22 protein-coding genes are annotated in these 19,703 nt (G+C 64.8%); 18 read left to right on the top strand and 4 right to left on the bottom strand.

What is annotated here, in order from left to right; all coding sequences use genetic code 11:
- Positions 1 to 342 precede the first annotated feature (342 nt).
- The gene (gene parE / locus ARC78_RS14810) at positions 343 to 2,232 is read right to left on the bottom strand and encodes a DNA topoisomerase IV subunit B (RefSeq protein WP_054656797.1); all 1,890 of its coding nucleotides are present in this window, start codon (positions 2,230 to 2,232) and stop codon (positions 343 to 345) included.
- 157 nt (positions 2,233 to 2,389) lie between these two features.
- On the opposite strand from parE, the gene ARC78_RS14805 reads away from it, so the two are divergent.
- From ARC78_RS14805 to truD, 7 genes are all read left to right on the top strand, one after another.
- Complete coding sequence (locus ARC78_RS14805) at positions 2,390 to 2,644, top strand: hypothetical protein (protein WP_054656798.1); 255 nt, start codon at positions 2,390 to 2,392, stop codon at positions 2,642 to 2,644.
- A gap of 131 nt (positions 2,645 to 2,775) precedes the next feature.
- Positions 2,776 to 4,440: a CTP synthase gene (gene pyrG / locus ARC78_RS14800; protein WP_054656799.1), complete on the top strand. Its 1,665-nt coding sequence runs from the start codon at positions 2,776 to 2,778 to the stop codon at positions 4,438 to 4,440.
- Between the two features lie 311 nt (positions 4,441 to 4,751).
- Complete coding sequence (gene eno, locus ARC78_RS14795) at positions 4,752 to 6,044, top strand: phosphopyruvate hydratase (protein WP_054656800.1); 1,293 nt, start codon at positions 4,752 to 4,754, stop codon at positions 6,042 to 6,044.
- A gap of 3 nt (positions 6,045 to 6,047) precedes the next feature.
- Positions 6,048 to 6,401, top strand: a complete 354-nt coding sequence (gene ftsB, locus ARC78_RS14790; RefSeq protein ID WP_057506555.1) for a cell division protein FtsB — start codon at positions 6,048 to 6,050, stop codon at positions 6,399 to 6,401.
- Positions 6,398 to 7,099, top strand: coding sequence for a 2-C-methyl-D-erythritol 4-phosphate cytidylyltransferase (gene ispD, locus ARC78_RS14785; protein ID WP_054656801.1), 702 nt, complete (start codon positions 6,398 to 6,400; stop codon positions 7,097 to 7,099). Before ftsB ends, ispD begins: the two co-directional genes overlap by 4 nt.
- 51 nt (positions 7,100 to 7,150) lie before the next feature.
- Positions 7,151 to 7,651, top strand: a complete 501-nt coding sequence (gene ispF / locus ARC78_RS14780) for a 2-C-methyl-D-erythritol 2,4-cyclodiphosphate synthase (RefSeq protein ID WP_054656802.1) — start codon at positions 7,151 to 7,153, stop codon at positions 7,649 to 7,651.
- Positions 7,648 to 8,691 carry a tRNA pseudouridine(13) synthase TruD gene (gene truD, locus ARC78_RS14775; RefSeq protein WP_054656803.1) on the top strand — a complete coding sequence of 348 codons (1,044 nt, stop codon included), beginning with the start codon at positions 7,648 to 7,650 and terminating at the stop codon, positions 8,689 to 8,691. Before ispF ends, truD begins: the two co-directional genes overlap by 4 nt.
- A 12-nt stretch (positions 8,692 to 8,703) precedes the next feature.
- On the opposite strand, the gene ARC78_RS14770 is transcribed toward truD, so the two are convergent.
- Positions 8,704 to 9,243, bottom strand: a complete 540-nt coding sequence (locus ARC78_RS14770; RefSeq protein WP_054656831.1) for a Smr/MutS family protein — start codon at positions 9,241 to 9,243, stop codon at positions 8,704 to 8,706.
- A gap of 181 nt (positions 9,244 to 9,424) precedes the next feature.
- On the opposite strand from ARC78_RS14770, the gene surE reads away from it, so the two are divergent.
- Genes surE through ARC78_RS14750 form a run of 4 tightly spaced genes read left to right on the top strand, consistent with a single transcriptional unit; the run spans position 9,425 to position 12,277 of the window.
- Complete coding sequence (surE, locus tag ARC78_RS14765) at positions 9,425 to 10,204, top strand: 5'/3'-nucleotidase SurE (protein WP_054656804.1); 780 nt, start codon at positions 9,425 to 9,427, stop codon at positions 10,202 to 10,204.
- Entirely contained in the window at positions 10,201 to 10,878 is a 678-nt protein-coding gene (locus tag ARC78_RS14760) for a protein-L-isoaspartate(D-aspartate) O-methyltransferase (protein ID WP_054656805.1), read from the top strand. Before surE ends, ARC78_RS14760 begins: the two co-directional genes overlap by 4 nt.
- 20 nt (positions 10,879 to 10,898) lie before the next feature.
- Positions 10,899 to 11,513 carry a YqaA family protein gene (locus tag ARC78_RS14755; RefSeq protein WP_054656806.1) on the top strand — a complete coding sequence of 205 codons (615 nt, stop codon included), beginning with the start codon at positions 10,899 to 10,901 and terminating at the stop codon, positions 11,511 to 11,513.
- Positions 11,510 to 12,277, top strand: coding sequence for a peptidoglycan DD-metalloendopeptidase family protein (locus ARC78_RS14750; RefSeq protein ID WP_057506554.1), 768 nt, complete (start codon positions 11,510 to 11,512; stop codon positions 12,275 to 12,277). The genes ARC78_RS14755 and ARC78_RS14750 overlap by 4 nt, the downstream gene beginning before the upstream one ends.
- Before the next feature lie 70 nt (positions 12,278 to 12,347).
- Here ARC78_RS14750 and ARC78_RS14745 read toward each other — a convergent pair whose 3' ends face one another.
- Together ARC78_RS14745 and yhbY are read right to left on the bottom strand one after the other, a co-directional pair.
- A complete protein-coding gene (locus ARC78_RS14745) occupies positions 12,348 to 12,728 on the bottom strand; it encodes an Mth938-like domain-containing protein (protein WP_054656807.1) in 381 nt (126 codons plus the stop codon).
- Positions 12,729 to 12,746: 18 nt separating this feature from the next.
- On the bottom strand, positions 12,747 to 13,052 hold the full coding sequence (yhbY, locus tag ARC78_RS14740) for a ribosome assembly RNA-binding protein YhbY (RefSeq protein ID WP_054656808.1): 306 nt from the start codon (positions 13,050 to 13,052) through the stop codon (positions 12,747 to 12,749).
- A 64-nt stretch (positions 13,053 to 13,116) separates the two neighbouring features.
- On the opposite strand from yhbY, the gene rlmE reads away from it, so the two are divergent.
- From rlmE to hflX, 7 genes are all read left to right on the top strand, one after another.
- Positions 13,117 to 13,749: a 23S rRNA (uridine(2552)-2'-O)-methyltransferase RlmE gene (gene rlmE / locus ARC78_RS14735; protein WP_054656809.1), complete on the top strand. Its 633-nt coding sequence runs from the start codon at positions 13,117 to 13,119 to the stop codon at positions 13,747 to 13,749.
- 53 nt (positions 13,750 to 13,802) lie between these two features.
- A complete protein-coding gene (gene ftsH / locus ARC78_RS14730) occupies positions 13,803 to 15,734 on the top strand; it encodes an ATP-dependent zinc metalloprotease FtsH (RefSeq protein ID WP_054656810.1) in 1,932 nt (643 codons plus the stop codon).
- Positions 15,735 to 15,892: 158 nt separating this feature from the next.
- Complete coding sequence (locus ARC78_RS16710; protein ID WP_241772759.1) at positions 15,893 to 16,030, top strand: hypothetical protein; 138 nt, start codon at positions 15,893 to 15,895, stop codon at positions 16,028 to 16,030.
- Entirely contained in the window at positions 16,030 to 16,926 is an 897-nt protein-coding gene (gene folP, locus ARC78_RS14725) for a dihydropteroate synthase (protein WP_054656811.1), read from the top strand. Before ARC78_RS16710 ends, folP begins: the two co-directional genes overlap by 1 nt.
- Entirely contained in the window at positions 16,926 to 17,879 is a 954-nt protein-coding gene (miaA, locus tag ARC78_RS14720; RefSeq protein ID WP_054656812.1) for a tRNA (adenosine(37)-N6)-dimethylallyltransferase MiaA, read from the top strand. Before folP ends, miaA begins: the two co-directional genes overlap by 1 nt.
- Positions 17,880 to 17,968: 89 nt before the next feature.
- Positions 17,969 to 18,250: an RNA chaperone Hfq gene (gene hfq, locus ARC78_RS14715; RefSeq protein WP_054656813.1), complete on the top strand. Its 282-nt coding sequence runs from the start codon at positions 17,969 to 17,971 to the stop codon at positions 18,248 to 18,250.
- A 14-nt stretch (positions 18,251 to 18,264) separates the two neighbouring features.
- The gene (hflX, locus tag ARC78_RS14710) at positions 18,265 to 19,575 is read left to right on the top strand and encodes a ribosome rescue GTPase HflX (protein ID WP_054656814.1); all 1,311 of its coding nucleotides are present in this window, start codon (positions 18,265 to 18,267) and stop codon (positions 19,573 to 19,575) included.
- Positions 19,576 to 19,703 lie beyond the last annotated feature (128 nt).

The raw sequence follows: 19,703 nt of genomic DNA, 5'->3' as shown, positions 1-19,703 counted from the left end.
AACACCAAGGGGCCTGCGCGGGGGGTGGAAAGGGCGATCCTCGGGGGCGGGGTCCCTGCCAACCCGGGAGGGGGGGGGGGCGCCCCACCTATGCCAGAAATGGTTGGAGTGGGGGGGGTGGAACTGAGGGCGGTGGTGTGTAAGGGGGAAAAAGGAAAAAAAAAAGCCCCGCCGGGGAGGGGGGGTTTTTTTGTTGGGGGGGGAGGGGGGGGGGGGGGGGGGGGGGGGGATGTGCCGGAGACGGCTCCGGGTTGTTTGCATGGCTGGAGGATCGGATGGGGCGGGAGCAGAAAGCCCGCCGGTGAGGGCGGGCTTCGGGTGGTACGGATCAGGCTGCGGGAATCAGGCTTCCAGTGAAGCCAGATCACCCTTGTTCTCCAGCCATTGCTTCCGATCCGAGGCGCGTTTCTTGGCCAGCAGCATGTCCATCAAAGAGCTGGTCTGCTCACTGTCGTCCACCGTCAGCTGCACCAGGCGGCGGGTATCGGGGTAGATGGTCGACTCGCGCAGCTGCTGCGGGTTCATCTCGCCCAGGCCCTTGAAGCGGGTGACGTTGACCTGGCCCTTGAGCTTCTCGCGCTGGATCTTGTCCAGCAGCGAGCGCTTTTCTTCCTCGTCCAGTGCATAGAACACCTGCTTGCCCACGTCCACGCGGAACAGCGGTGGCATCGCCACGAACACGTGGCCGGCATCGACCAGAGCCGGGAAGTGTTTCAGGAACAGGGCGGTCAGCAGCGTGGCAATGTGCAGGCCGTCGGAGTCGGCGTCGGCCAGGATCACCACCTTGCCGTAGCGCAGGCCCGACAGGTCCTCCTTGCCCGGGTCGCAGCCGATGGCCACGGCCAGGTTGTGCACTTCCTCGGAGGCCAGCACGCTGCCCGAGGCCACTTCCCAGGTGTTCAGGATCTTGCCGCGCAATGGCAGGATGGCCTGGAAATCCTTGTCGCGGGCCTGCTTGGCGCTGCCGCCGGCCGAGTCGCCTTCCACCAGGAACAGCTCGGTGCGGGACAGGTCCTGGCTGATGCAGTCGGCCAGCTTGCCGGGCAGGGCCGGGCCCTGGGTGACTTTCTTGCGGGTGACCAGTTTTTCGGTCTTCAGCCGCGCGCTGGCGCGTTCGATGGCGATCTGCGCGATCTTCTCGCCCAGCTCCACATTCTGGTTCAGCAGCAGGCTGAAGGCGTCATGCACCGCACCCTCGACGAAACCGGCGGCCTGGCGCGAGGACAGGCGTTCCTTGGTCTGGCCGGAAAACTGCGGGTCGGTCATCTTCAGCGACAGCACGAACGACACCCGGTCCCACACGTCTTCCGGCGCCAGCTTGACGCCGCGCGGCAGCAGATTGCGGAAGTCGCAGAACTCGCGCAGCGCCTCGGTCAGGCCGGTGCGCAGGCCGTTGGCGTGGGTGCCGTGCTGGGCGGTGGGGATCAGGTTGACGTAGCTTTCCTGGACCAGTTCGCCCTCCGGCAGCCAGGCCACGGCCCAGTCCACCACCTCGGTTTCCTTCTTCAGGTTGCCGGTGAACAGTTCGGCCGGCAGCATTTCGCGCTCGCCCAGTTCGGCTTTCAGGTAGTCACGCAGGCCGTCCTCGTAATACCAGGTGTCGACTTCACCGGTGGCTTCGTCGGTCAGCTTGACGGTCAGCCCTGGGCACAGGACGGCCTTGGCGCGCAGCAGGTGGCGCAGCGCCCGCAGGTTGAATTTGGGGGTGTCGAAATACTTCGGGTCCGGCCAGAAGCGCAGACGGGTGCCTGTGTTCTTCTTGCCAACGCTGCCGACCACTTCCAGCGGGCTGGCGCGGTCACCATCGCGGAAGGTGATGCGGTGTTCGCTGCCTTCGCGGCGGATATGGATCTCCACCAGGGTGGAGAGCGCGTTCACCACCGACACGCCGACGCCGTGCAGGCCGCCGGAGAAGGTGTAGTTGCGGTTGCTGAATTTGCCGCCGGCATGCAGCCGGGTCAGGATCAGCTCGACGCCGGGGATCTTCTCTTCCGGATGGATGTCCACCGGCATGCCGCGGCCGTCATCGCTGACCTCGCAGCTGCCGTCCTTGAACAGGATGACTTCCACCGTTTTGGCGTGGCCGGCCAGCGCCTCGTCGACCGAGTTGTCGATGACTTCCTGCGCCAGATGGTTCGGGCGCGCGGTGTCGGTGTACATGCCGGGGCGGCGTTTGACCGGGTCCAGGCCGGAAAGGACTTCGATGTCGGCGGCGTTGTAACGGGCGTTCATGTATCTCGGTAGGGCGCAAAACGACGCTGGAGTGTGCGGTCTGGCGGCGATTTTTGCACGCGGGGCATTCAGGGCGCGGCGAGGCGGGGCCGGGTATCCTGTGCACGGTCCAATCCAGGCGCTGTCCTGTCTGGCGCGCGAATTGAGGAGGAACGGGATGAAAACATCGAAATTGCTGGTGCTGGCCGCAGTTGCCGCGGCTGTGGTCGCTGCCCCGCTGGTGATGGCGCAGAGCGCCGACAAGGGCAAGACGGCTGAAACCGCCCAGAATGCATCGGCGGACAAGGCGCAGACCGAGGCCGAGCAGAAAGCCAAGCGCCGTGCGGCAGCTGCCGCGCAGGAAAAAACGCAGGCCAGTCAGCCGGCACCGCGTGAGGAAGAGGAAGAAGAGGAAGGCCGTCGCCGTCGCTGACGCCTGCTTTCAACGATTCGTGGACGCCCCGGCGCAGGTTGGGGCGTCTTTTTTTTGATCTCGCCACATCCCGTGCTTGGGTGTTGAGGCGACAACCTTTAAACTAGGGCTTTCCGGGAGGCGCTTGAGCCATGACCCCCCTTATTTTTGTTACTGGCGGTGTAGTGTCCTCGCTTGGCAAGGGCATTGCGGCCGCGTCGCTGGCCTCCATTCTCGAGGCGCGTGGCCTGAAGGTCACGATGATGAAGCTGGATCCGTACATCAACGTCGATCCAGGCACGATGAGTCCCTTCCAGCATGGTGAGGTCTATGTCACCGACGACGGTGCCGAGACCGATCTGGATCTGGGGCATTACGAGCGTTTTCTGCGCACCCGGCTGAGCCGCAAGAACTCGGTGACCACCGGTCGCATCTACGAGAACGTGATCCGCAAGGAGCGTCGCGGGGATTACCTCGGCGCCACCGTGCAGGTGATCCCGCACATCACCGACGAGATCCGCCGTTGCATCGACGAGGCCACCGCGGGTTTCGACGTGGCGCTGGTGGAGATCGGCGGTACCGTGGGTGATATCGAATCGCTGCCATTCCTGGAGGCGATCCGCCAGGTGCGGACCGAGCGTGGGCCGGAGAAGGCGCTGTTCATGCACCTGACCCTGGTGCCGTTCATCGCCGCGGCCGGCGAGTTGAAGACCAAGCCGACCCAGCACTCGGTCAAGGAACTGCGTTCGATCGGTATCCAGCCGGATGTGCTGCTGTGCCGCTCCGAGCAGGTGATTCCCGATTCCGAGCGCCGCAAGATTTCGCTGTTCACCAACGTTTCCGAGCGCGCGGTGATCAGCGTGCCGGACGTGGAGGTGCTGTACCGCGTACCGATGGGTCTGCACGCGCAGGGCCTGGACGAAATCGTGGTCAACCAGCTCAAGCTGGGTGACAAGGCCGGTCCGGTGGATATGGCCGAGTGGGAGGCGGTGCTGGATGCGGCGCTGCACCCGTTGGACGAGGTGACCATCGCGGTGGTCGGCAAGTACATCGACCACCAGGACGCCTACAAGTCGGTGGCCGAGGCGCTCAAGCATGGGGGTCTGCGCCAGCGCACCCGTGTCAACCTCAAGTGGCTGGAGGCGCAGGAGCTGGAGAGCGCCGGCCTGTCCGCGCTGGACAATGTCGACGGCATCCTGGTGCCGGGCGGCTTTGGTGATCGCGGATTCGAGGGCAAGGTGCTCACCTCCCAGTACGCCCGCGAGCACCAGGTGCCGTACTTCGGTATCTGCTATGGCATGCAGGCGGCGGTAGTCGATTTCGCGCGGCATGTGGCCGGGTTGGAAGGTGCCAACAGCACCGAAAACGACCGCCAGTCGCCGAATCCGGTGATCGGTCTGATCACCGAGTGGCGTACGGCCAGTGGTGAGGTTGAAAAGCGTGACGAGAAATCCGATCTGGGCGGCACCATGCGTCTGGGCCTGCAGGAGCAGCGGTTGAAGCCGGGCACGCTGGCACACGAGCTGTATGGCAAGGACGTGGTGGCCGAGCGCCATCGCCATCGCTACGAGTTCAACAACCGCTATCGCACCCAGCTGGAAGATGCCGGGCTGGTGATCTCGGGCAAGTCGATGGATGACACGCTGGTGGAAGTGGTGGAACTGCCGCGCGACAAGCACCCGTGGTTCCTTGCCTGTCAGGCGCATCCGGAATTCCTGTCCACTCCGCGCGATGGTCACCCGCTGTTTGTGGGCTTCATCCGTGCCGCGCGTGAGAAGAAGGCCGGCGGCACACTGCTCAAAGAGGCGCAGGCATAAGTATTTGCGGGCCGGGTTGATCCACTCTGGCAACGGGGGGGGTGTGGCCACCTTCGTGACCGCACGTTTCGTTTGCCGCAACGCAGATGGGCCGCGATTTCGCGGCCCATCTGCATTGCGGCGGAATCGGTCCGGCGGCTCTGTCAGAACAGCACCGGCAGCCGGACTCCCGTTCAGCCTGGTAGGGGGGGCGCCGCTTTCAATGGAAAGCAACGCCCCGCGCCGGTGTCTGCTTCGTTTAAACTTGCCGTCGCTTTTGCGTTTCTTCTTCCGATACCCGATCCATTTCAGACGAGCTCCCGCCCCCGATCATGACCAATATCGCCAAGATCCACGCCCGTGAAATCCTCGACAGCCGTGGCAACCCCACGCTGGAAGCCGAAGTCACCCTGCAGGACGGTTCGTTTGGCCGTGCCATGGTGCCGTCGGGCGCCTCCACGGGCACCAAGGAGGCGGTGGAGCTGCGCGATGGTGACAAGACCCGTTACCTGGGCAAGGGCGTGCGCGATGCGGTGGCCAACGTCAATGGCGCCATCGCCACGGCGCTGAAGGATTTCGATGCGGCCGACCAGGAAGGCCTGGACCGTCGCCTGATCGATCTGGACGGCACCGAGAACAAGGGCCGCCTGGGCGCCAACGCGCTGCTCGGAGTTTCGATGGCCGCCGCGCACGCGGCTGCCGCGTCGAAGAAGCAGGCACTGTGGCAGTACCTGGCGGGCAAGACGGGTGCGACCCCGTCGCTGCCGGTGCCGATGATGAACATCATCAACGGCGGTGCCCACGCCGACAACAACGTCGATTTCCAGGAGTTCATGGTGCTGCCGGTCGGCTTTGATTCGTTCGCCGAATCGCTGCGTGCCGGCACCGAGATCTTCCATTCGCTCAAGTCGGTGCTCAAGAGCCACGGCCTGAGCACCGCGGTCGGCGACGAGGGTGGTTTCGCCCCGGATTTCCGCAGCAATGTCGAAGCGCTGGACACCATCCTCGAAGCCATCGGCAAGGCCGGCTACACGGCCGGTGAGGATGTGCTGCTGGGTCTGGACGTGGCTTCCAGCGAATTCTTCGAGAACGGCAAGTACAACCTGGTCGGCGAGAACAAGCGTCTGACCTCCGAGCAGTTTGTCGACTTCCTGGCCGACTGGGCCGCGCAGTACCCGATCATCACCATCGAAGACGGCCTGGCCGAGAACGACTGGGCCGGCTGGAAACTGCTGACCGAGCGCATCGGCAAGAAGGTGCAGCTGGTCGGTGACGACCTGTTCGTGACCAATCCGAAGATATTCCAGGAAGGTATCGACTCGGGCACCGCCAACGCGATCCTGATCAAGGTCAACCAGATCGGCACGCTGAGCGAAACCCTGGAAGCCATCGCCATGGCCGACAAGGCCGGCTACGCGGCGATCGTCTCGCACCGCTCGGGCGAAACCGAAGACACCACCATCGCCGATATCGCCGTGGCCACCACTGCCACCCAGATCAAGACCGGCTCGCTGTGCCGCAGCGACCGCGTGGCCAAGTACAACCAGTTGCTGCGTATCGAGGAAGCCCTCGGCAGCAACGCGCGTTACGCCGGTCGTAACGCGTTCGTCTCGCTCAAGCGCTAAGCCATGCGCAACTGGCGCTGGCTGCTGCTGGTGCTCGCGGTACTGCTGGCATTGCTGCAGTACCGTTTCTGGTTCGGCCCGGGCAATTCGGGTGAAGTGCTGATGCTCGAAGCCCAGGTCGCCAACCAGAAGCGTGACAACGAAGGTCTGCAGCAGCGCAATGATGCGTTGGCGGCCGAGGTCAAGGATCTGAAGGAAGGCGAGGCTGCCATCGAGGAGCGCGCGCGCAGCGAGCTGGGCATGATCAAGCCGGGTGAGAAGTTCTATCGCGTGGTGGAGAACGCTCCGGTCATCGCGCGCGCGGCGGTGGGCGGTGGACAGGGCAATCCGGCGCAGCCAGCGGAGGATCTGCCATGAGTGTCACCCAGGTATGGGCGGTGGTGCCGGCTGCAGGTCGCGGTACCCGATTTGGTGGGCCCGTTCCCAAGCAGTACCTGCAGGCCGGCGGTCAGCCCCTGCTGGCGCACACGCTGGAATCGCTGCTGTCCCATTCCGGTGTTGCCGGGGTCATGGTGGCGATCGCCGAGAACGACGCGGACTGGCCGGGATGGACTTCATTTGCCGACAAGGCGGTGCTGACCTGCACCGGTGGCCAGACCCGCGCATTGTCGGTGCTGGCGGGGCTGCAGGCGCTGCCTGACAGTGTCCGTGCCGACGATTTCGTGCTGGTCCACGATGCGGCGCGTCCGAATCTGGCGGCGGCCGATCTCGGGCGCCTGCTGGAGGTGGGGCGTGCCGATCCGGTCGGTGCGATTCTGGCGGCACCGGTGCGCGATACGCTCAAGCGTTCCGGCGATGATGGTGGCATTGATCGTACCGAGCCGCGCGAGCGTCTGTGGCGCGCGCTGACTCCGCAGCTGTTCCGTCGTCACCAGCTGACCCGTGCGCTGATGGACGCCACTGCCGCCGGCATCGAGGTGACCGACGAGGCCATGGCCATGGAGCGGCAGGGGGCCCGGCCGTTGCTGGTGGAAGGGGCCGAGAGCAATTTCAAGGTCACCACGCCGGCGGATCTGGCCCGTTTCGAATTCGAGCTGTCGCGGCGCGATGGCTGACTGTCCGCCGGCGCTGCGAGCGTTGGCTCTGCATAGAAGTAGCGAATCCCCATGAACAGTTCTGTTTCTTTCCCGCCGGTCCGTATCGGCCAGGGCTATGACGTCCATGCCTTCGGCGAGGGCGACCACATCATGCTCGGCGGGGTGCGCGTGCCGCACCACTGTGGCGTGCTGGCACACAGCGATGGCGATGTGATCCTGCATGCGCTGTGTGATGCGATGCTCGGTGCGGTGGCGCTGGGCGATATCGGTGTGCATTTCCCGCCATCGGATGACCGCTGGAAGGGGGCGGACAGCAGCCGGTTCGTCAGCCATTGCAATGGGCTGCTGCGTGAACGCGGCTGGCAGGTTGGGAATACGGATATCACCGTGATCTGTGAGCGGCCCAAGGTCGGCCCGCATGCGCTGGCGATGCGCGAGAAGGTTGCGCAGCTGCTGGGAATCGAGTTGGAGCGGGTCAGCATCAAGGCCACCACCAGCGAGAAGCTGGGATTCACCGGCCGTGGGGAAGGCATTGCCGCGCAAGCGGCCGTGCTGCTGGTGGCGCTGTGAGCGCGCTGCCGCTGGCGTTCGGTGCGCCGTTGCTGACGGCGGACATCCGCACCGTGCCGGAAGATTTCCAGGTGGATGAATTGCCGGCATTCGAACCAACCGGCGAGGGGGAGCACCTGCTGCTGGAGATCCGCAAGCGCGGTGCCAATACCGTGGCCGTGGCCAAGCGCCTGGCGCAGTGGGCGGGTGTGCCGGAGATGGGCGTCAGCTACGCCGGGCAGAAAGATCGTCATGCGGTCACCACGCAGCGTTTCAGCGTGCACCTGCCCAAGCGGGTGTCGCCGGATGTCGCCATGCTGGAGTCCGATGAGATCCATGTGCTCTCCGCGACCTGGCACAACCGCAAGCTGCAGCGCGGCGCGTTGGCGGGCAACCGTTTCAAGCTGGTGTTGCGCGAGGTGCGCGGTGATGTGGCGGCGATCGATGCGCGGTTGCAGATGATTGCCGAGCGCGGCCTGCCGAACTGGTTCGGGGAGCAGCGTTTTGGCCGGGATGGCGGCAATGTGCCGGCGGCGTTGGCGATGTTTGGCGGACGCCGGGTGCGTCAGGACCAGCGCTCGATGCTGCTGTCCGCGGCCCGTTCGGCCCTGTTCAATCGCGTGCTGGCCGCGCGTGTGGAGCAGGACAGCTGGGATCGGCCGCTGGACGGTGAGGTGTGGATGCTCGATGGCAGCCGCTCGGTGTTCGGCCCGGAACCGATGAGCGAGGTGCTGGCAGAGCGGCTGGCACGTTTCGATATCCATCCCAGTGGCCCGTTGTGGGGCTTGGGCGAGTTGCGTTCCACCGGCCAGGCGCTGGCGCTGGAGTCCGCGGCCCTGGCCGATGAGCAGGCCGTGGCGTTGCGGGCGGGTCTGGAGGCGGCGGGGCTGAAGCAGGAGCGGCGACCGCTGCGGTTACGTCCGGCCTTGCTGCAGCATCAATGGCTGCAGGACGGTGTGCTGGAGATGTCATTTGCACTGCCACCGGGCTGCTATGCCACGGCGGTGCTGCACGAGCTTGGTGCCGTCAACGATGCCAGCCAGGCTTACAGCGACAGCTGAGGTCTGGCGCGCTCAGCGGTTGGCCAACAGCACCAGTACCGCGCCGGTACCGCCTTGGGTGGCCGGCGCGGAGTGAAACGCCAGCACGTCGTTGCGCAGCCGCAGCATGCGATCGACCAGGTTTTTCAGTGCCGGCGCGCCGCCGTCGGATTGCAGGCCCTTGCCATGGATGATGCGTACGCACCCAAACTCGTGGGCGTGCGCTTCCAGCAGGAACTCCCGCAGCAGAGCCTCGGCCTGGGATGTGGTTGCACCATGCAGGTCCAGTTCGTCCTGCACGGAATACTGGCCGCGCTTGAGGCGCTGGAACATCCGCGCCGGCAGATTCTCGCGGCGATAGCTGGCCACGTCACCAGCTTCCAGTGGCGCGGCTGATCGCAGCAGTCTGGCGAACTCGCCCAGTGCCAACGCCTCATCCTGTTCGGCCATGCGCGCGCGCGGCTTCGGGCGTGGCTTGCCGGTTGCCGGCGCCTCCACCGGTGGCAGCCGTTTCACCTCGCCTATGGCCGAGAGGAACAGCGCGCTGTCATCTTCATCTTCGGGGTACGACATCTGCACAGCGTAACGTGCTCTGGGTCGCAGGCAAGCGTCTGGGTGGGAAGGCGGGCGCGTGCATTCCGGTATCATTGGGAAAACATGCAGCTGCGCATCCGAGGATGCATAGCAGCGGCGCGGCAGTCGGAGCGGTGAGGTAGTGTTGACACCGCAGTTGATTCGGTGACTCAGGTCTTTAATGCGCGTACTAGTATCAAATGACGATGGTGTGGACGCCCCCGGCATCAAGATGCTTGCCGAGGAACTGCGCAACGCTGGCCACGAGGTGACGGTGGTTGCGCCGGATCGTGATCGCTCCGGCGCCAGCAACTCGCTGACGTTGGATCAGCCGGTACGGTTGCGTCGTATCGACCACTACACCTGCGCGGTGGCGGGCACGCCCACAGACTGCGTGCATCTGGCGCTGACCGGAATGCTTGAGTATGAGCCGGATATCGTGGTGTCAGGCATCAACAATGCAGCCAACCTCGGTGATGACGTGATCTATTCGGGCACGGTCTCGGCGGCGATGGAGGGACGTTGTCTGGGTCTGCCTTCGGTGGCGGTGTCGCTGGTAACGCACAAGCACGAGGCAAAGAATTTCCGTACCGCGGCACGCGCGGCGGTGGAGATCGTGGCGCGCCTGATTGCCGATCCGTTGCCGGCGGACACCATCCTCAATGTGAATGTTCCGGATCTGGCCTGGGAGGATATCCGCGGTTTCGAGGTCACCCGTCTGGGTAACCGCCACCGCGCGGAGCCCTGCGTCCCGGCGACTGATCCACGCGGCAATACGGTGTATTGGATAGGTCCGGCCGGCAGCGAGCAGGATGCCGGCCCCGGCACGGATTTCCACGCGGTACGCACCGGGCATATCTCGATAACCCCGATCCAGGTAGACCTGACCCGCTACTCCGCGTTGGAGAAGGTTGCAAGCTGGGTCGGGGGGCTGTCGGCCACACTGGGGTCGAAAGAATGACGCCGCGCCTGCGGTTGCAGCCAGAAGCGGTGGGCATTGGCATGACTTCGCAGCGCGTGCGCGACCGCCTGGTGGATCGCCTGCGGGAGGCTGGGATTGCCAGCGAGCCAACGCTCAATGCGGTGCGGGTGGTGCCACGCCATCTGTTCATCGATGAGGCACTGGCGTCGCGGGCGTACGAAGACACGGCCTTGCCGATCGGACATGGGCAGACCATTTCCCAGCCATGGGTGGTGGCGCGGATGACCGAGGCGGTGCTGGCGGTCGAGCCGAAGACCGTGCTGGAAGTGGGGACCGGTTCCGGCTACCAGGCCGCGATCCTCGCCGCGCTGGGGCTGGAGGTCTACACGGTGGAGCGTATTGGCGATCTGCTGCGGCAGGCGCGCAAGCGTTTCCGCAAGCTGGGCATGAACGTGCGCAGCAAACACGACGATGGCCGCATCGGTTGGCCGGAGCATGCTCCCTATGACGCCATCGTGGTGACCGCGGCGGCTCCGGCTCTGGTGGACGCGCTGATCGAACAGCTTGCTGTCGGCGGCCGGCTGGTGGCGCCGGTCGGAGGACCGGGCGGGCAGGCACTTCTGCAATTGACACGATTGGCCGATGGCAGCATCCAGCAGGAGGAACTGGCGCTGGTCAGCTTCGTGCCGCTGCTGTCGGGCATGCTGGACTGAAGCTAAGGATCAAGCGAACCATGAAGATTTTCGGGCCTCTTTACGACCGGGCGCTGGTCTGGGCCAGCCACGAGCGTGCTCCCACCTACCTGACCGTGCTGAGCTTCATAGAAGCCATCATTTTTCCGGTGATGCCGGAAGTGATGTTGATGCCGATGTGCGTGGCGCAGCCCCGCAAAGGCTGGCGTTTTGCCACGCTGAGCCTGATCGGCTCGATGGCCGGTGCGATGGTCGGTTATGCGCTCGGCCATTACGCGTTCGAGCTGATGAAGCCGCTGTTCGAGATGATGGGCATGCTGCCGTCGATTGAATCGGGCATCGCCACCATCCAGGAAAAAATGGCCGAATCGCCATGGGCGGTGTTCACTTTCCTCGTGCTGGGTGGGTTCATGCCGATCCCGATGAAAGTTTTCACATGGGCCTCGGGTATCGTCGGCGTGCCGCTGCCGCAGTATGTATTGAGCATGCTGATCGGTCGCGGCAAGCGCGTTTATATTCTGGCTGCGGTGATCCGTTTTGGCGGGGCGCGTGCGGCCCAGGCGTTGCGGCGCTGGATTGAGCCGCTGGGCTGGATCGCAACCGTGCTGGTTGCCGGCCTGGTGGGCTGGCTGGTCTGGAGAGCGAAATTCGCATGAGTGCAAAAATGATGGGCAAGGGTTTCGGTCGCGTCGCTGCGCTGGCGCTGGTGGTTGCATTGGCAGGCTGCGGTACGGCAACGGTGGTCAGGCCTTCAGGTGCCGGTGCTTCCGCCGGCCATGCGACACCCCAGAAGTCGGTCCCCAAGCCGGGGCAGACGGCGGTTGTCCGGCGTGGCGACACCCTGTTCGCATTGGCGCGCATCCATAACATCACGCCGCGTGACTTGGCGGCATGGAACGGCTTGTCGGAGCCGTACACGATCTATCCGGGGCAGTCGTTGCGTCTGTATCCGGGTGGGGCTGCTGTCAGCCGTCCGGTGGGCGGTACCGCAACCACCACGCGACCCACTCCAGCGCCGACGACGCCCGTTGCGGCCCCGGTCAATAGCGGTATCGGCTGGCGATGGCCGGCAGATGGCGCGCTGGTAGGCCGTTTTGTTGCCGGCGAGGCCACCAAGCAGGGGATCGATATCGCCGGCAGCAGCGGGCAGGCGGTGCGTGCGGCAGGTCCGGGGGTGGTCGTCTACTCCGGCGCCGGCCTGGTGGGCTACGGCGAGCTGATCATCATCAAGCACAACGAGCAGTGGCTCTCGGCGTATGGGCACAACCGCAAGCGACTGGTGAATGAAGGGCAGAGCGTGAAGGCCGGCGATCAGATCGCCGAGATGGGCCGTACCGGCACCTCGCGCGACATGCTGCACTTCGAGATCCGTTACAACGGCAAGCCGGTGGATCCGCTGCTGTATCTGCCGAAAAAATAGGTGGCGGTTGGCGGCACAAAAAAGGCCCAGTGCGATGCGCCGGGCCTTTTACTTTGTGTCCCCGAGGAAATCAGCTGCCGTTTTCGAGAATGAAGGCGGCAACCACCTTGCGGTCCTCTGCGGCCAGAACATTGAAGGTGCGGGCGGCCGAGGCGTTGTTCATCACCTCGATACCGATGCCGCGCGTCAAGCAGGCGGCCAGCACCGCGGCCGGCGGGAACACCTGCTGTTCGCCGGTGCCGAGAATGACCAGGGCCGGGTTCAGCTCCAGGGCCGCGTTCAGGTGACCGGCGGTCAACTCCGCAAGCGATCTGACCGGCCAGTCTTCGATCAGCTGGTTCGGCGCAAGAATGAAGCTGTGCGTCAGTACGCGATCATTCACCTTGGCCTGGCGGCCATCGGCTGCGCGCAAACTGTAGGTGTAATCAGGCAGTTCCCGGCTCAGTTGCATCGAAGGGCTCCTCGGCGATCAGCCGCGGGGCAGCACGATCTGGCGCTGTTCCTTGCTTGGACGGTACAGCACGGCGACATGGCCGATGCGCTGCACCAGCGCGCTGCCGCTGGCCTGGACCAGCTCGGAAATCATGGCATCACGGGCCTCGCGGTCTTCCGCGCCGACCTTCACTTTGATCAGTTCATGACGCTCAAGTACTTCGTCCAGTTCTGCCAGGAAGGCTGGCGTGACCCCCTTTCCACCGATCTGCAGCAGTGCTTTCAGATCGTGCGCGGCACCGCGCAAAAATCGGGTCTGGGCCGGGGTCAGGACGATAGACATGCAGGAATACAGGTAATCAAGGGGGTTCAGGGTATCATGACCACCCCATCTGGCCCCATTTCCAATGGCTTCCCGCAGCAAAAGCAGTCAACGCTGGTTGAAAGAACACTTTTCCGATCCTTTCGTTAAGAAGGCGCAGGCGGAGGGCATGCGTTCGCGCGCCGCCTACAAGCTGGAGGAGCTGCTCAAGCGCGACCGGCTGCTGAAACCGAACATGGTCGTGGTCGATCTGGGCGCCGCGCCCGGCGGCTGGTCGCAGCAGGTACGCAAACAGATGGGCGACAGTGGCCGGGTGCTGGCACTGGATATCCTGGAGATGCCGCCGCTGGCGGGGGTGGAGTTCCTTCACGGTGACTTCAGGGAGCAGGCCGTCCTATCGCAGTTTGAAGCCATGCTCGGGAATCAGCCGGTAGACCTTGTGCTGTCGGATATGGCCCCCAATAAGAGTGGCATGGATGCGGTCGACCAGCCGCGGATGATGTATCTGGCGGAGTTGGCGTTGGATTTTTCCGACAACCACCTCAAGCCCGGTGGGGCGTTCCTGATCAAGTTGTTCCAGGGCGTCGGCTTTGATGACTACGTGCGTGAAATGCGCCGTCGTTTCGACAAGGTCGTGATCCGCAAGCCCGAGGCCTCCCGCGCGCGTTCGCCGGAAGTCTATGCCCTCGGGCAGGGCAAGCGGGCGCAGATCAAGTAAGCTCAACCATACGCATTGCGTCAGAAATTAGAGGGACACCGGAGCCGATGAGGATGAACGACCTGACCAAGAACCTCCTGCTATGGGTGGTTGTCGCCGTCGTGCTGATGGTGGTGTTCCAGAGCTTTGCGCCACGCGGTGGTGCAGTGACCGCCGGTGACGCGCGCAACTACACCCAGTTCCTTCAGGAAGTGGACTCGGGCCGCATCAAGGCGGTCGAGTACACCGACAAGACGACGCTGACCACCAACCATCTGCGCTTCAAGCGTGCCGATGGCTCGGAAGGCCAGCTGTTCGCCCCGGCCGATCCCAAGCTGCTGGATCAGCTGTATTCCAAGAATGTCGAAGTGGTGCGCCAGGAGCCGGCCACCGGTCCGGGTTTCTGGGGGCTGGTGCTGCAGTTCCTGCCGGTGCTGCTGTTGATCGGCTTCTGGATTTTCATGATGCGCCAGATGCAGGGCGGTGGTGGCGGTGCCAAGGGTGCGATGTCCTTCGGCAAGTCGCGCGCCAAGCTGCAGGGCGAGGACCAGATCAAGGTCACCTTCGCCGATGTCGCCGGTTGTGACGAAGCCAAGGAGGAAGTCGGTGAACTGGTCGAGTTCCTGCGCGATCCGTCCCGTTTCACCAAGCTCGGCGGCAAGATTCCGCGCGGTGTGCTGATGGTCGGCCCGCCGGGTACCGGCAAGACGCTGCTGGCCCGTGCGATCGCCGGCGAGGCCAAGGTGCCGTTTTTCGCCATCTCCGGTTCCGACTTTGTCGAGATGTTCGTCGGCGTCGGCGCCAGCCGCGTGCGCGACATGTTCGAGCAGGCCAAGAAGCACGCGCCGTGCATCATCTTCATCGACGAAATCGATGCCGTGGGCCGTCACCGCGGTTCGGGTATGGGCGGTGGCCACGACGAGCGCGAGCAGACCCTGAACCAGATGCTGGTCGAAATGGACGGCTTCGAGGGCGGTGAAGGCGTCATCGTGATCGCCGCGACCAACCGTCCGGACGTGCTGGACAAGGCGCTGCTGCGTCCGGGCCGTTTCGACCGCCAGGTGATGGTTGGCCTGCCGGACATCAAGGGCCGCGAGCAGATCCTGCGCGTGCACCTGCGCAAGGTGCCGGCCGCCGATGACGTGCGTCCGGAAGTGCTGGCACGCGGTACTCCGGGTTTTTCCGGTGCCGATCTGGCCAACCTGATCAATGAAGGCGCCCTGTTTGCGGCTCGTCGCAACAAGCAGGAAGTCGACATGAAGGACTTCGAGGACGCCAAGGACAAGATCTACATGGGTCCTGAGCGCCGCAGCATGGTCATGCGCGAGGATGAGCGTCGCAACACCGCTTACCACGAGTCCGGCCACGCCGTTGTCGCCATGTCGTTGCCCAAGGCCGACCCGGTGCACAAGGTCACCATCATGCCGCGCGGCTGGGCATTGGGCGTGACCTGGCAGTTGCCCGAGCACGACCACATCAGCAAGTACCGCGATCGCATGCTGGAAGAGCTGGCGATCCTGTTTGGTGGCCGTATCGCCGAGGAGTTGTTTGTGGGCGAGATGTCCACCGGCGCGTCCAATGACTTCGAACGTGCCACCAAACTGGCGCGCGGCATGGTCACCAAGTACGGCATGTCCGATGTGATGGGCACCATGGTCTACGCCGACGAGGAAGCTGGCTACGGCATGCACAGCAAGACCATTTCCGAGGCCACCCAGCAGAAGGTGGACGCGGAGATCCGTCGCATCCTGGACCAGCAGTACGCGGTAGCGCGCAGCATCCTGGAGGAAAAGCGCGACATCGTCGAGGCGATGACCGTCGCGCTGCTGGACTGGGAAACCATCGATGCCGAGCAGGTCAAGGCGATCATGGAGGGCCGCAAGCCTTCGCCGCCCGCCGGATGGGTGGAAAAGGGCGGCGGCAACGGACCGACCGGTGATGACAAGGGCGGCGACGCGCAGAGCCCGGTTGCGCCGATCACCAGCGATCCCGCCAGCCAGCACTGATTGATAGTGCGATCTGCAACGAAACGGGCCGGTTTTCCGGCCCGTTTCCGTATGCGGCGATCGCGGCGCTGGGCGAGAATAGGCGCCATCCAGTCTTCCGGTACTTCCGCATGAACACGCCTTCGACGCCCCCCCCACCTCCCACGCATCTTCCGGAAATGATCATCGCCACCGTGGCCGGTGTCGCGTTCGGAGTGAAGACCGGCAACTACCTGACCGGTATTTTTGTCGGCGTCGTGCTGGGGGTGGTGCTGAGCTTTATTGGCAGCAAGCTGCGCGCGCGGAGCAAACGCTGATGTTCGACCTGGCTCCCCAGCTGGATTGCAACGGCCGTCTGTTGCGCCTGGACCGGCCCCGGGTGATGGGCATCGTCAACGTCACGCCGGACTCGTTTTCAGACGGTGGCCAGCATTTTGATGCGGCCGCGGCAATCGCCCACGGCCTTGCGCTGGTGGAGCAGGGGGCGGACCTGCTCGACGTCGGTGGCGAGTCCACGCGTCCCGGTGCGGCCCAGGTGTCGGTGCAGGAGGAGATCGACCGCGTCGCGCCGGTGATCGAAGCATTGGCGGCACGCGTGGCTGTGCCGATCAGCGTGGACACGTTCAAACCGGACGTGATGCGGGCTGCGTTGGCGGCCGGTGCCGGCATGGTCAATGACGTGCAGGCGCTGCGGCAGCCGGGCGCGCTTGAGGTGCTGGCGAACTCGGGTGCGGCCGTGGTGCTGATGCATGCGGTTGGCGGCCCTTACGATGCGGGCGCGACGCACTGCTATGACGAGATCGCCGGCGACGTGCAGCGGTTTCTCGCCGAGCGGGTGTTCGCCGCGGAGATGGCCGGGATCGCGCGCAAGCGGTTGGTGATCGATCCCGGTTACGGTTTCAACAAGGACACCGCGCAGAATTTCACTCTGCTGGCCGCGCAGGAGCGTCTGCTGGCGCTGGGTGTTCCACTGCTGGCCGGGTTTTCGCGCAAGCGGTGCATCGGTGAGGTGACCGGGCGCACGGTGGCGTGCGAGCGTGTCGCCGGTTCGGTCGCGGCACATCTTCTGGCCGTGCAGCGTGGTGCGAAGATCGTACGCGTGCACGACGTGGCCGCCACGGTGGACGCGCTCAAGGTGCTGGCGGCGGTCGATGCTATACCGGCGCCGCGCGCCGACACGCCGTCACTGCCGCGCTGGCCGGACGAGGATTGATGGGCAGCGATCAACGACCGTTGGCGATCGCGCTGATGGGGCCGACCGCGTCGGGCAAGACCGCTGCGGCGATCGCGCTGGCCAAGGCCTACGACGGAGAGATCGTCAGCGTCGACTCGGCGCTGGTGTATCGCGGGCTGGAAATCGGTGCGGCCAAGCCGGACCTGGAGGAGCGCGCGGGCATTGCGCATCACCTGCTGGATCTGCGCGATCCATGGGAAACCTATTCGGCGGCGGAGTTCGCCAGCGACGCAGCGGCGGCGGTGCGCGCTATCGCGGCCCGCGGCCGCTTGCCGATCCTGGCTGGCGGCACCGGGCTGTATTTCCGTGCGTTGCTGCAGGGCCTGTCGCCGATGCCGCAGGCCGATCCGGCGATCCGCGCGCAGATCACAGCCGAGGCGGCGGTGGTCGGCTGGCCGGCCCTGCATACGCAACTGGCGAAGGTCGATCCGCTAGCCGCCAAGCGCATCCATGCGACCGACCCGCAGCGCATTCAGCGGGCGCTGGAGGTGTTCCGCCTCACCGGCAAGCCGATCAGTCATTGGCAGGCGCTGCCAGGTATCGCCCGCCTGCCGGCGCGCGTGCTCAAGCTGGTACTCGCTCCGGCCGACCGCGCGGTGTTGCACCAGTGCATCGAAAGGCGCTTCGACCTGATGCTGGAGCAGGGCTTTCTGGACGAGGTGCGGCGCTTGCGGGCCTTGCCGCAGATGGCGCGGGTAGCCGCGCCCCTGGATCTTCCTGCAATACGGGCGGTGGGTTACCGGCAGGCCTGGCAGTTCCTGGAGGGGCAGGGCAGTGCGATGGAATTCCGCGACAAGGCCATTTTCGCCACGCGCCAGCTGGCCAAGCGCCAGCTGACCTGGTTGCGTGGTGAGCTGGATGCGCGCTGGTATGACCCGGCGAGCGATATGCCCGGTTTGCGGAACGCGGTCTCACTGTTTCTGGGAAGGTGAGAAGGCGCCGGCCGGTGTACCATCACCGTTCCGGACAGGCAGGGGGCGCTTTCGGTCCGGACCATAAAAACAATAACGAGGAGTGGACGATGTCCAAAGGACAGTCTTTGCAGGACCCGTTTCTGAATGCACTGCGCCGCGAGCGCGTGCCGGTGTCGGTGTACCTGGTCAATGGCATCAAACTGCAGGGCACGATCGAATCGTTTGACCAGTTCGTGGTGCTGCTGCGCAATACCGTCAGCCAGATGGTCTACAAGCACGCCATTTCCACCGTGGTTCCAGCGCGCAACGTGCGTGTGGGGCCGGGCGGTGGTTATGTGCAATCCGGTGAGGGCAGTCAGGCAGGCGATGACGACAACGACAGCGAGTAAGAAGGACGTGGCGCGTGTTTGACCGTTCCAAGAAGGGCGAGCACGCACTGTTGATCCAACCGCACAGTGGGCGGCTGGAAGAGGATGTGCTGGAAGAGTTCACCGATCTGGCCCGTTCGGCGGGTGCCAGTATCGCCGCGACCATCACCGCGCGTATGGATCGCCCCAATCCCTCCACCTTGATCGGCAGCGGCAAGCTGGATGAGGTCAAGGCCGCGGCCGATGCCACCGGTGCGGATCTGGTGCTGGTCAACCATCAGCTCAGCCCGGTGCAGGAGCGCAACCTGGAGCGCTTCCTGGAGCGCCGGGTGATCGACCGTACTGGCCTGATCCTGGATATCTTCGCCCAGCGTGCGCACAGCCATGAAGGCAAACTGCAGGTCGAGCTGGCCCAGTTGCGTCATCTGGCCACGCGTCTGGTGCGCGGCTGGACCCACCTGGAGCGACAGCGTGGTGGTTCCATCGGCCTGCGCGGCCCGGGCGAAACGCAGCTGGAAACCGACCGCCGTCTGCTGCAAAAACGCGTGGAACAGCTGCAGAAGCGCCTGGAAAAAGTCGAAGTGCAGCGCACCCAGATGCGTCGTGCGCGCGTGCGCAGCGAGTTGCCACGCATCGCACTGGTGGGCTACACCAACGCCGGCAAGTCGACCTTGTTCAATGCCTTGACCGGTGCCGAAGCCTACGCCGCCGATCAGCTGTTCGCCACGCTGGATCCCACGGTGCGGCGCATCGCGCTCCCGGGTGGCAGCGCGATGCTGGCCGACACCGTGGGCTTCGTCCGCGACCTGCCGCATGATCTGGTGGCCGCGTTCCGCTCCACGTTGTCCGAGGCACGTGAGGCCGACTTCCTGCTGCATCTGGTGGATGCGGCTGATCCACTGCGGGAAGATCGGATCGCGCAGGTCGATGAAGTGCTTGAGGCGGTAGGGGCCGGGGATCTGCCGCAGCTGCTGGTCTTCAACAAGATCGATCGCATCGAAGGGGCCGAGGTGCGTCATGACGCACAGGACGGCGTTCCGGACGAGTCGCGGCGCGAGCGGGTGTGGATTTCAGCGCGTGACGGGCGAGGCCTGGAGCTGCTGCAATCGGTGCTCGGCAAACGCCTGGGTCTGCAGCATGTGACTGGCACCGTGCGTATTCCGCCCAGCGCTGGACGCTTGCGTTCGCGTCTGCATGAGCTGGAAGTCGTCCGCAGCGAGCAGGCCGACGAAGAAGGGTGGCTGGTCGAGGTGGATATCCCCATCGCCGAGGCCGAGAAGCTGGCCGGTGGCCGTGATGGTGCGGTGATCCGGGCGTTGTTGCCCGAGGCCGAGCCGGAATGGTGAGTCGCTTTCCACGGGATAGATGAATGGCAAAGGGTCGCTCAGCGACCCTTTGTCTTATCCGGCGTTACCACCCATCAGCAATGCATGTGGCGTGGAAATGCGCTACAACGCAGCGGCCTCCCTCCAGG

Origin of the sequence: Stenotrophomonas pictorum JCM 9942, assembly GCF_001431585.1 — a bacterium.
Lineage (GTDB): Bacteria > Pseudomonadota > Gammaproteobacteria > Xanthomonadales > Xanthomonadaceae > Stenotrophomonas > Stenotrophomonas pictorum.
Note: the sequence above shows the minus strand (reverse complement) of the source record. Positions and strands in the feature narration are given on the sequence as shown.

Bases quoted from the DNA above. Each gene is read 5' to 3' on its own strand.
- parE (WP_054656797.1), bottom strand. From the start codon at position 2,232: ATGAACGCCCGTTACAACGCCGCCGACATCGAAGTCCTTTCCGGCCTG.
- ARC78_RS14805 (WP_054656798.1), top strand. From the start codon at position 2,390: ATGAAAACATCGAAATTGCTGGTGCTGGCCGCAGTTGCCGCGGCTGTG.
- pyrG (WP_054656799.1), top strand. From the start codon at position 2,776: ATGACCCCCCTTATTTTTGTTACTGGCGGTGTAGTGTCCTCGCTTGGC.
- eno (WP_054656800.1), top strand. From the start codon at position 4,752: ATGACCAATATCGCCAAGATCCACGCCCGTGAAATCCTCGACAGCCGT.
- ftsB (WP_057506555.1), top strand. From the start codon at position 6,048: ATGCGCAACTGGCGCTGGCTGCTGCTGGTGCTCGCGGTACTGCTGGCA.
- ispD (WP_054656801.1), top strand. From the start codon at position 6,398: ATGAGTGTCACCCAGGTATGGGCGGTGGTGCCGGCTGCAGGTCGCGGT.
- ispF (WP_054656802.1), top strand. From the start codon at position 7,151: ATGAACAGTTCTGTTTCTTTCCCGCCGGTCCGTATCGGCCAGGGCTAT.
- ARC78_RS14770 (WP_054656831.1), bottom strand. From the start codon at position 9,243: ATGTCGTACCCCGAAGATGAAGATGACAGCGCGCTGTTCCTCTCGGCC.
- surE (WP_054656804.1), top strand. From the start codon at position 9,425: ATGCGCGTACTAGTATCAAATGACGATGGTGTGGACGCCCCCGGCATC.
- ARC78_RS14760 (WP_054656805.1), top strand. From the start codon at position 10,201: ATGACGCCGCGCCTGCGGTTGCAGCCAGAAGCGGTGGGCATTGGCATG.
- ARC78_RS14755 (WP_054656806.1), top strand. From the start codon at position 10,899: ATGAAGATTTTCGGGCCTCTTTACGACCGGGCGCTGGTCTGGGCCAGC.
- ARC78_RS14750 (WP_057506554.1), top strand. From the start codon at position 11,510: ATGAGTGCAAAAATGATGGGCAAGGGTTTCGGTCGCGTCGCTGCGCTG.
- ARC78_RS14745 (WP_054656807.1), bottom strand. From the start codon at position 12,728: ATGCAACTGAGCCGGGAACTGCCTGATTACACCTACAGTTTGCGCGCA.
- yhbY (WP_054656808.1), bottom strand. From the start codon at position 13,052: ATGTCTATCGTCCTGACCCCGGCCCAGACCCGATTTTTGCGCGGTGCC.
- rlmE (WP_054656809.1), top strand. From the start codon at position 13,117: ATGGCTTCCCGCAGCAAAAGCAGTCAACGCTGGTTGAAAGAACACTTT.
- ftsH (WP_054656810.1), top strand. From the start codon at position 13,803: ATGAACGACCTGACCAAGAACCTCCTGCTATGGGTGGTTGTCGCCGTC.
- ARC78_RS16710 (WP_241772759.1), top strand. From the start codon at position 15,893: ATGATCATCGCCACCGTGGCCGGTGTCGCGTTCGGAGTGAAGACCGGC.
- folP (WP_054656811.1), top strand. From the start codon at position 16,030: ATGTTCGACCTGGCTCCCCAGCTGGATTGCAACGGCCGTCTGTTGCGC.
- miaA (WP_054656812.1), top strand. From the start codon at position 16,926: ATGGGCAGCGATCAACGACCGTTGGCGATCGCGCTGATGGGGCCGACC.
- hfq (WP_054656813.1), top strand. From the start codon at position 17,969: ATGTCCAAAGGACAGTCTTTGCAGGACCCGTTTCTGAATGCACTGCGC.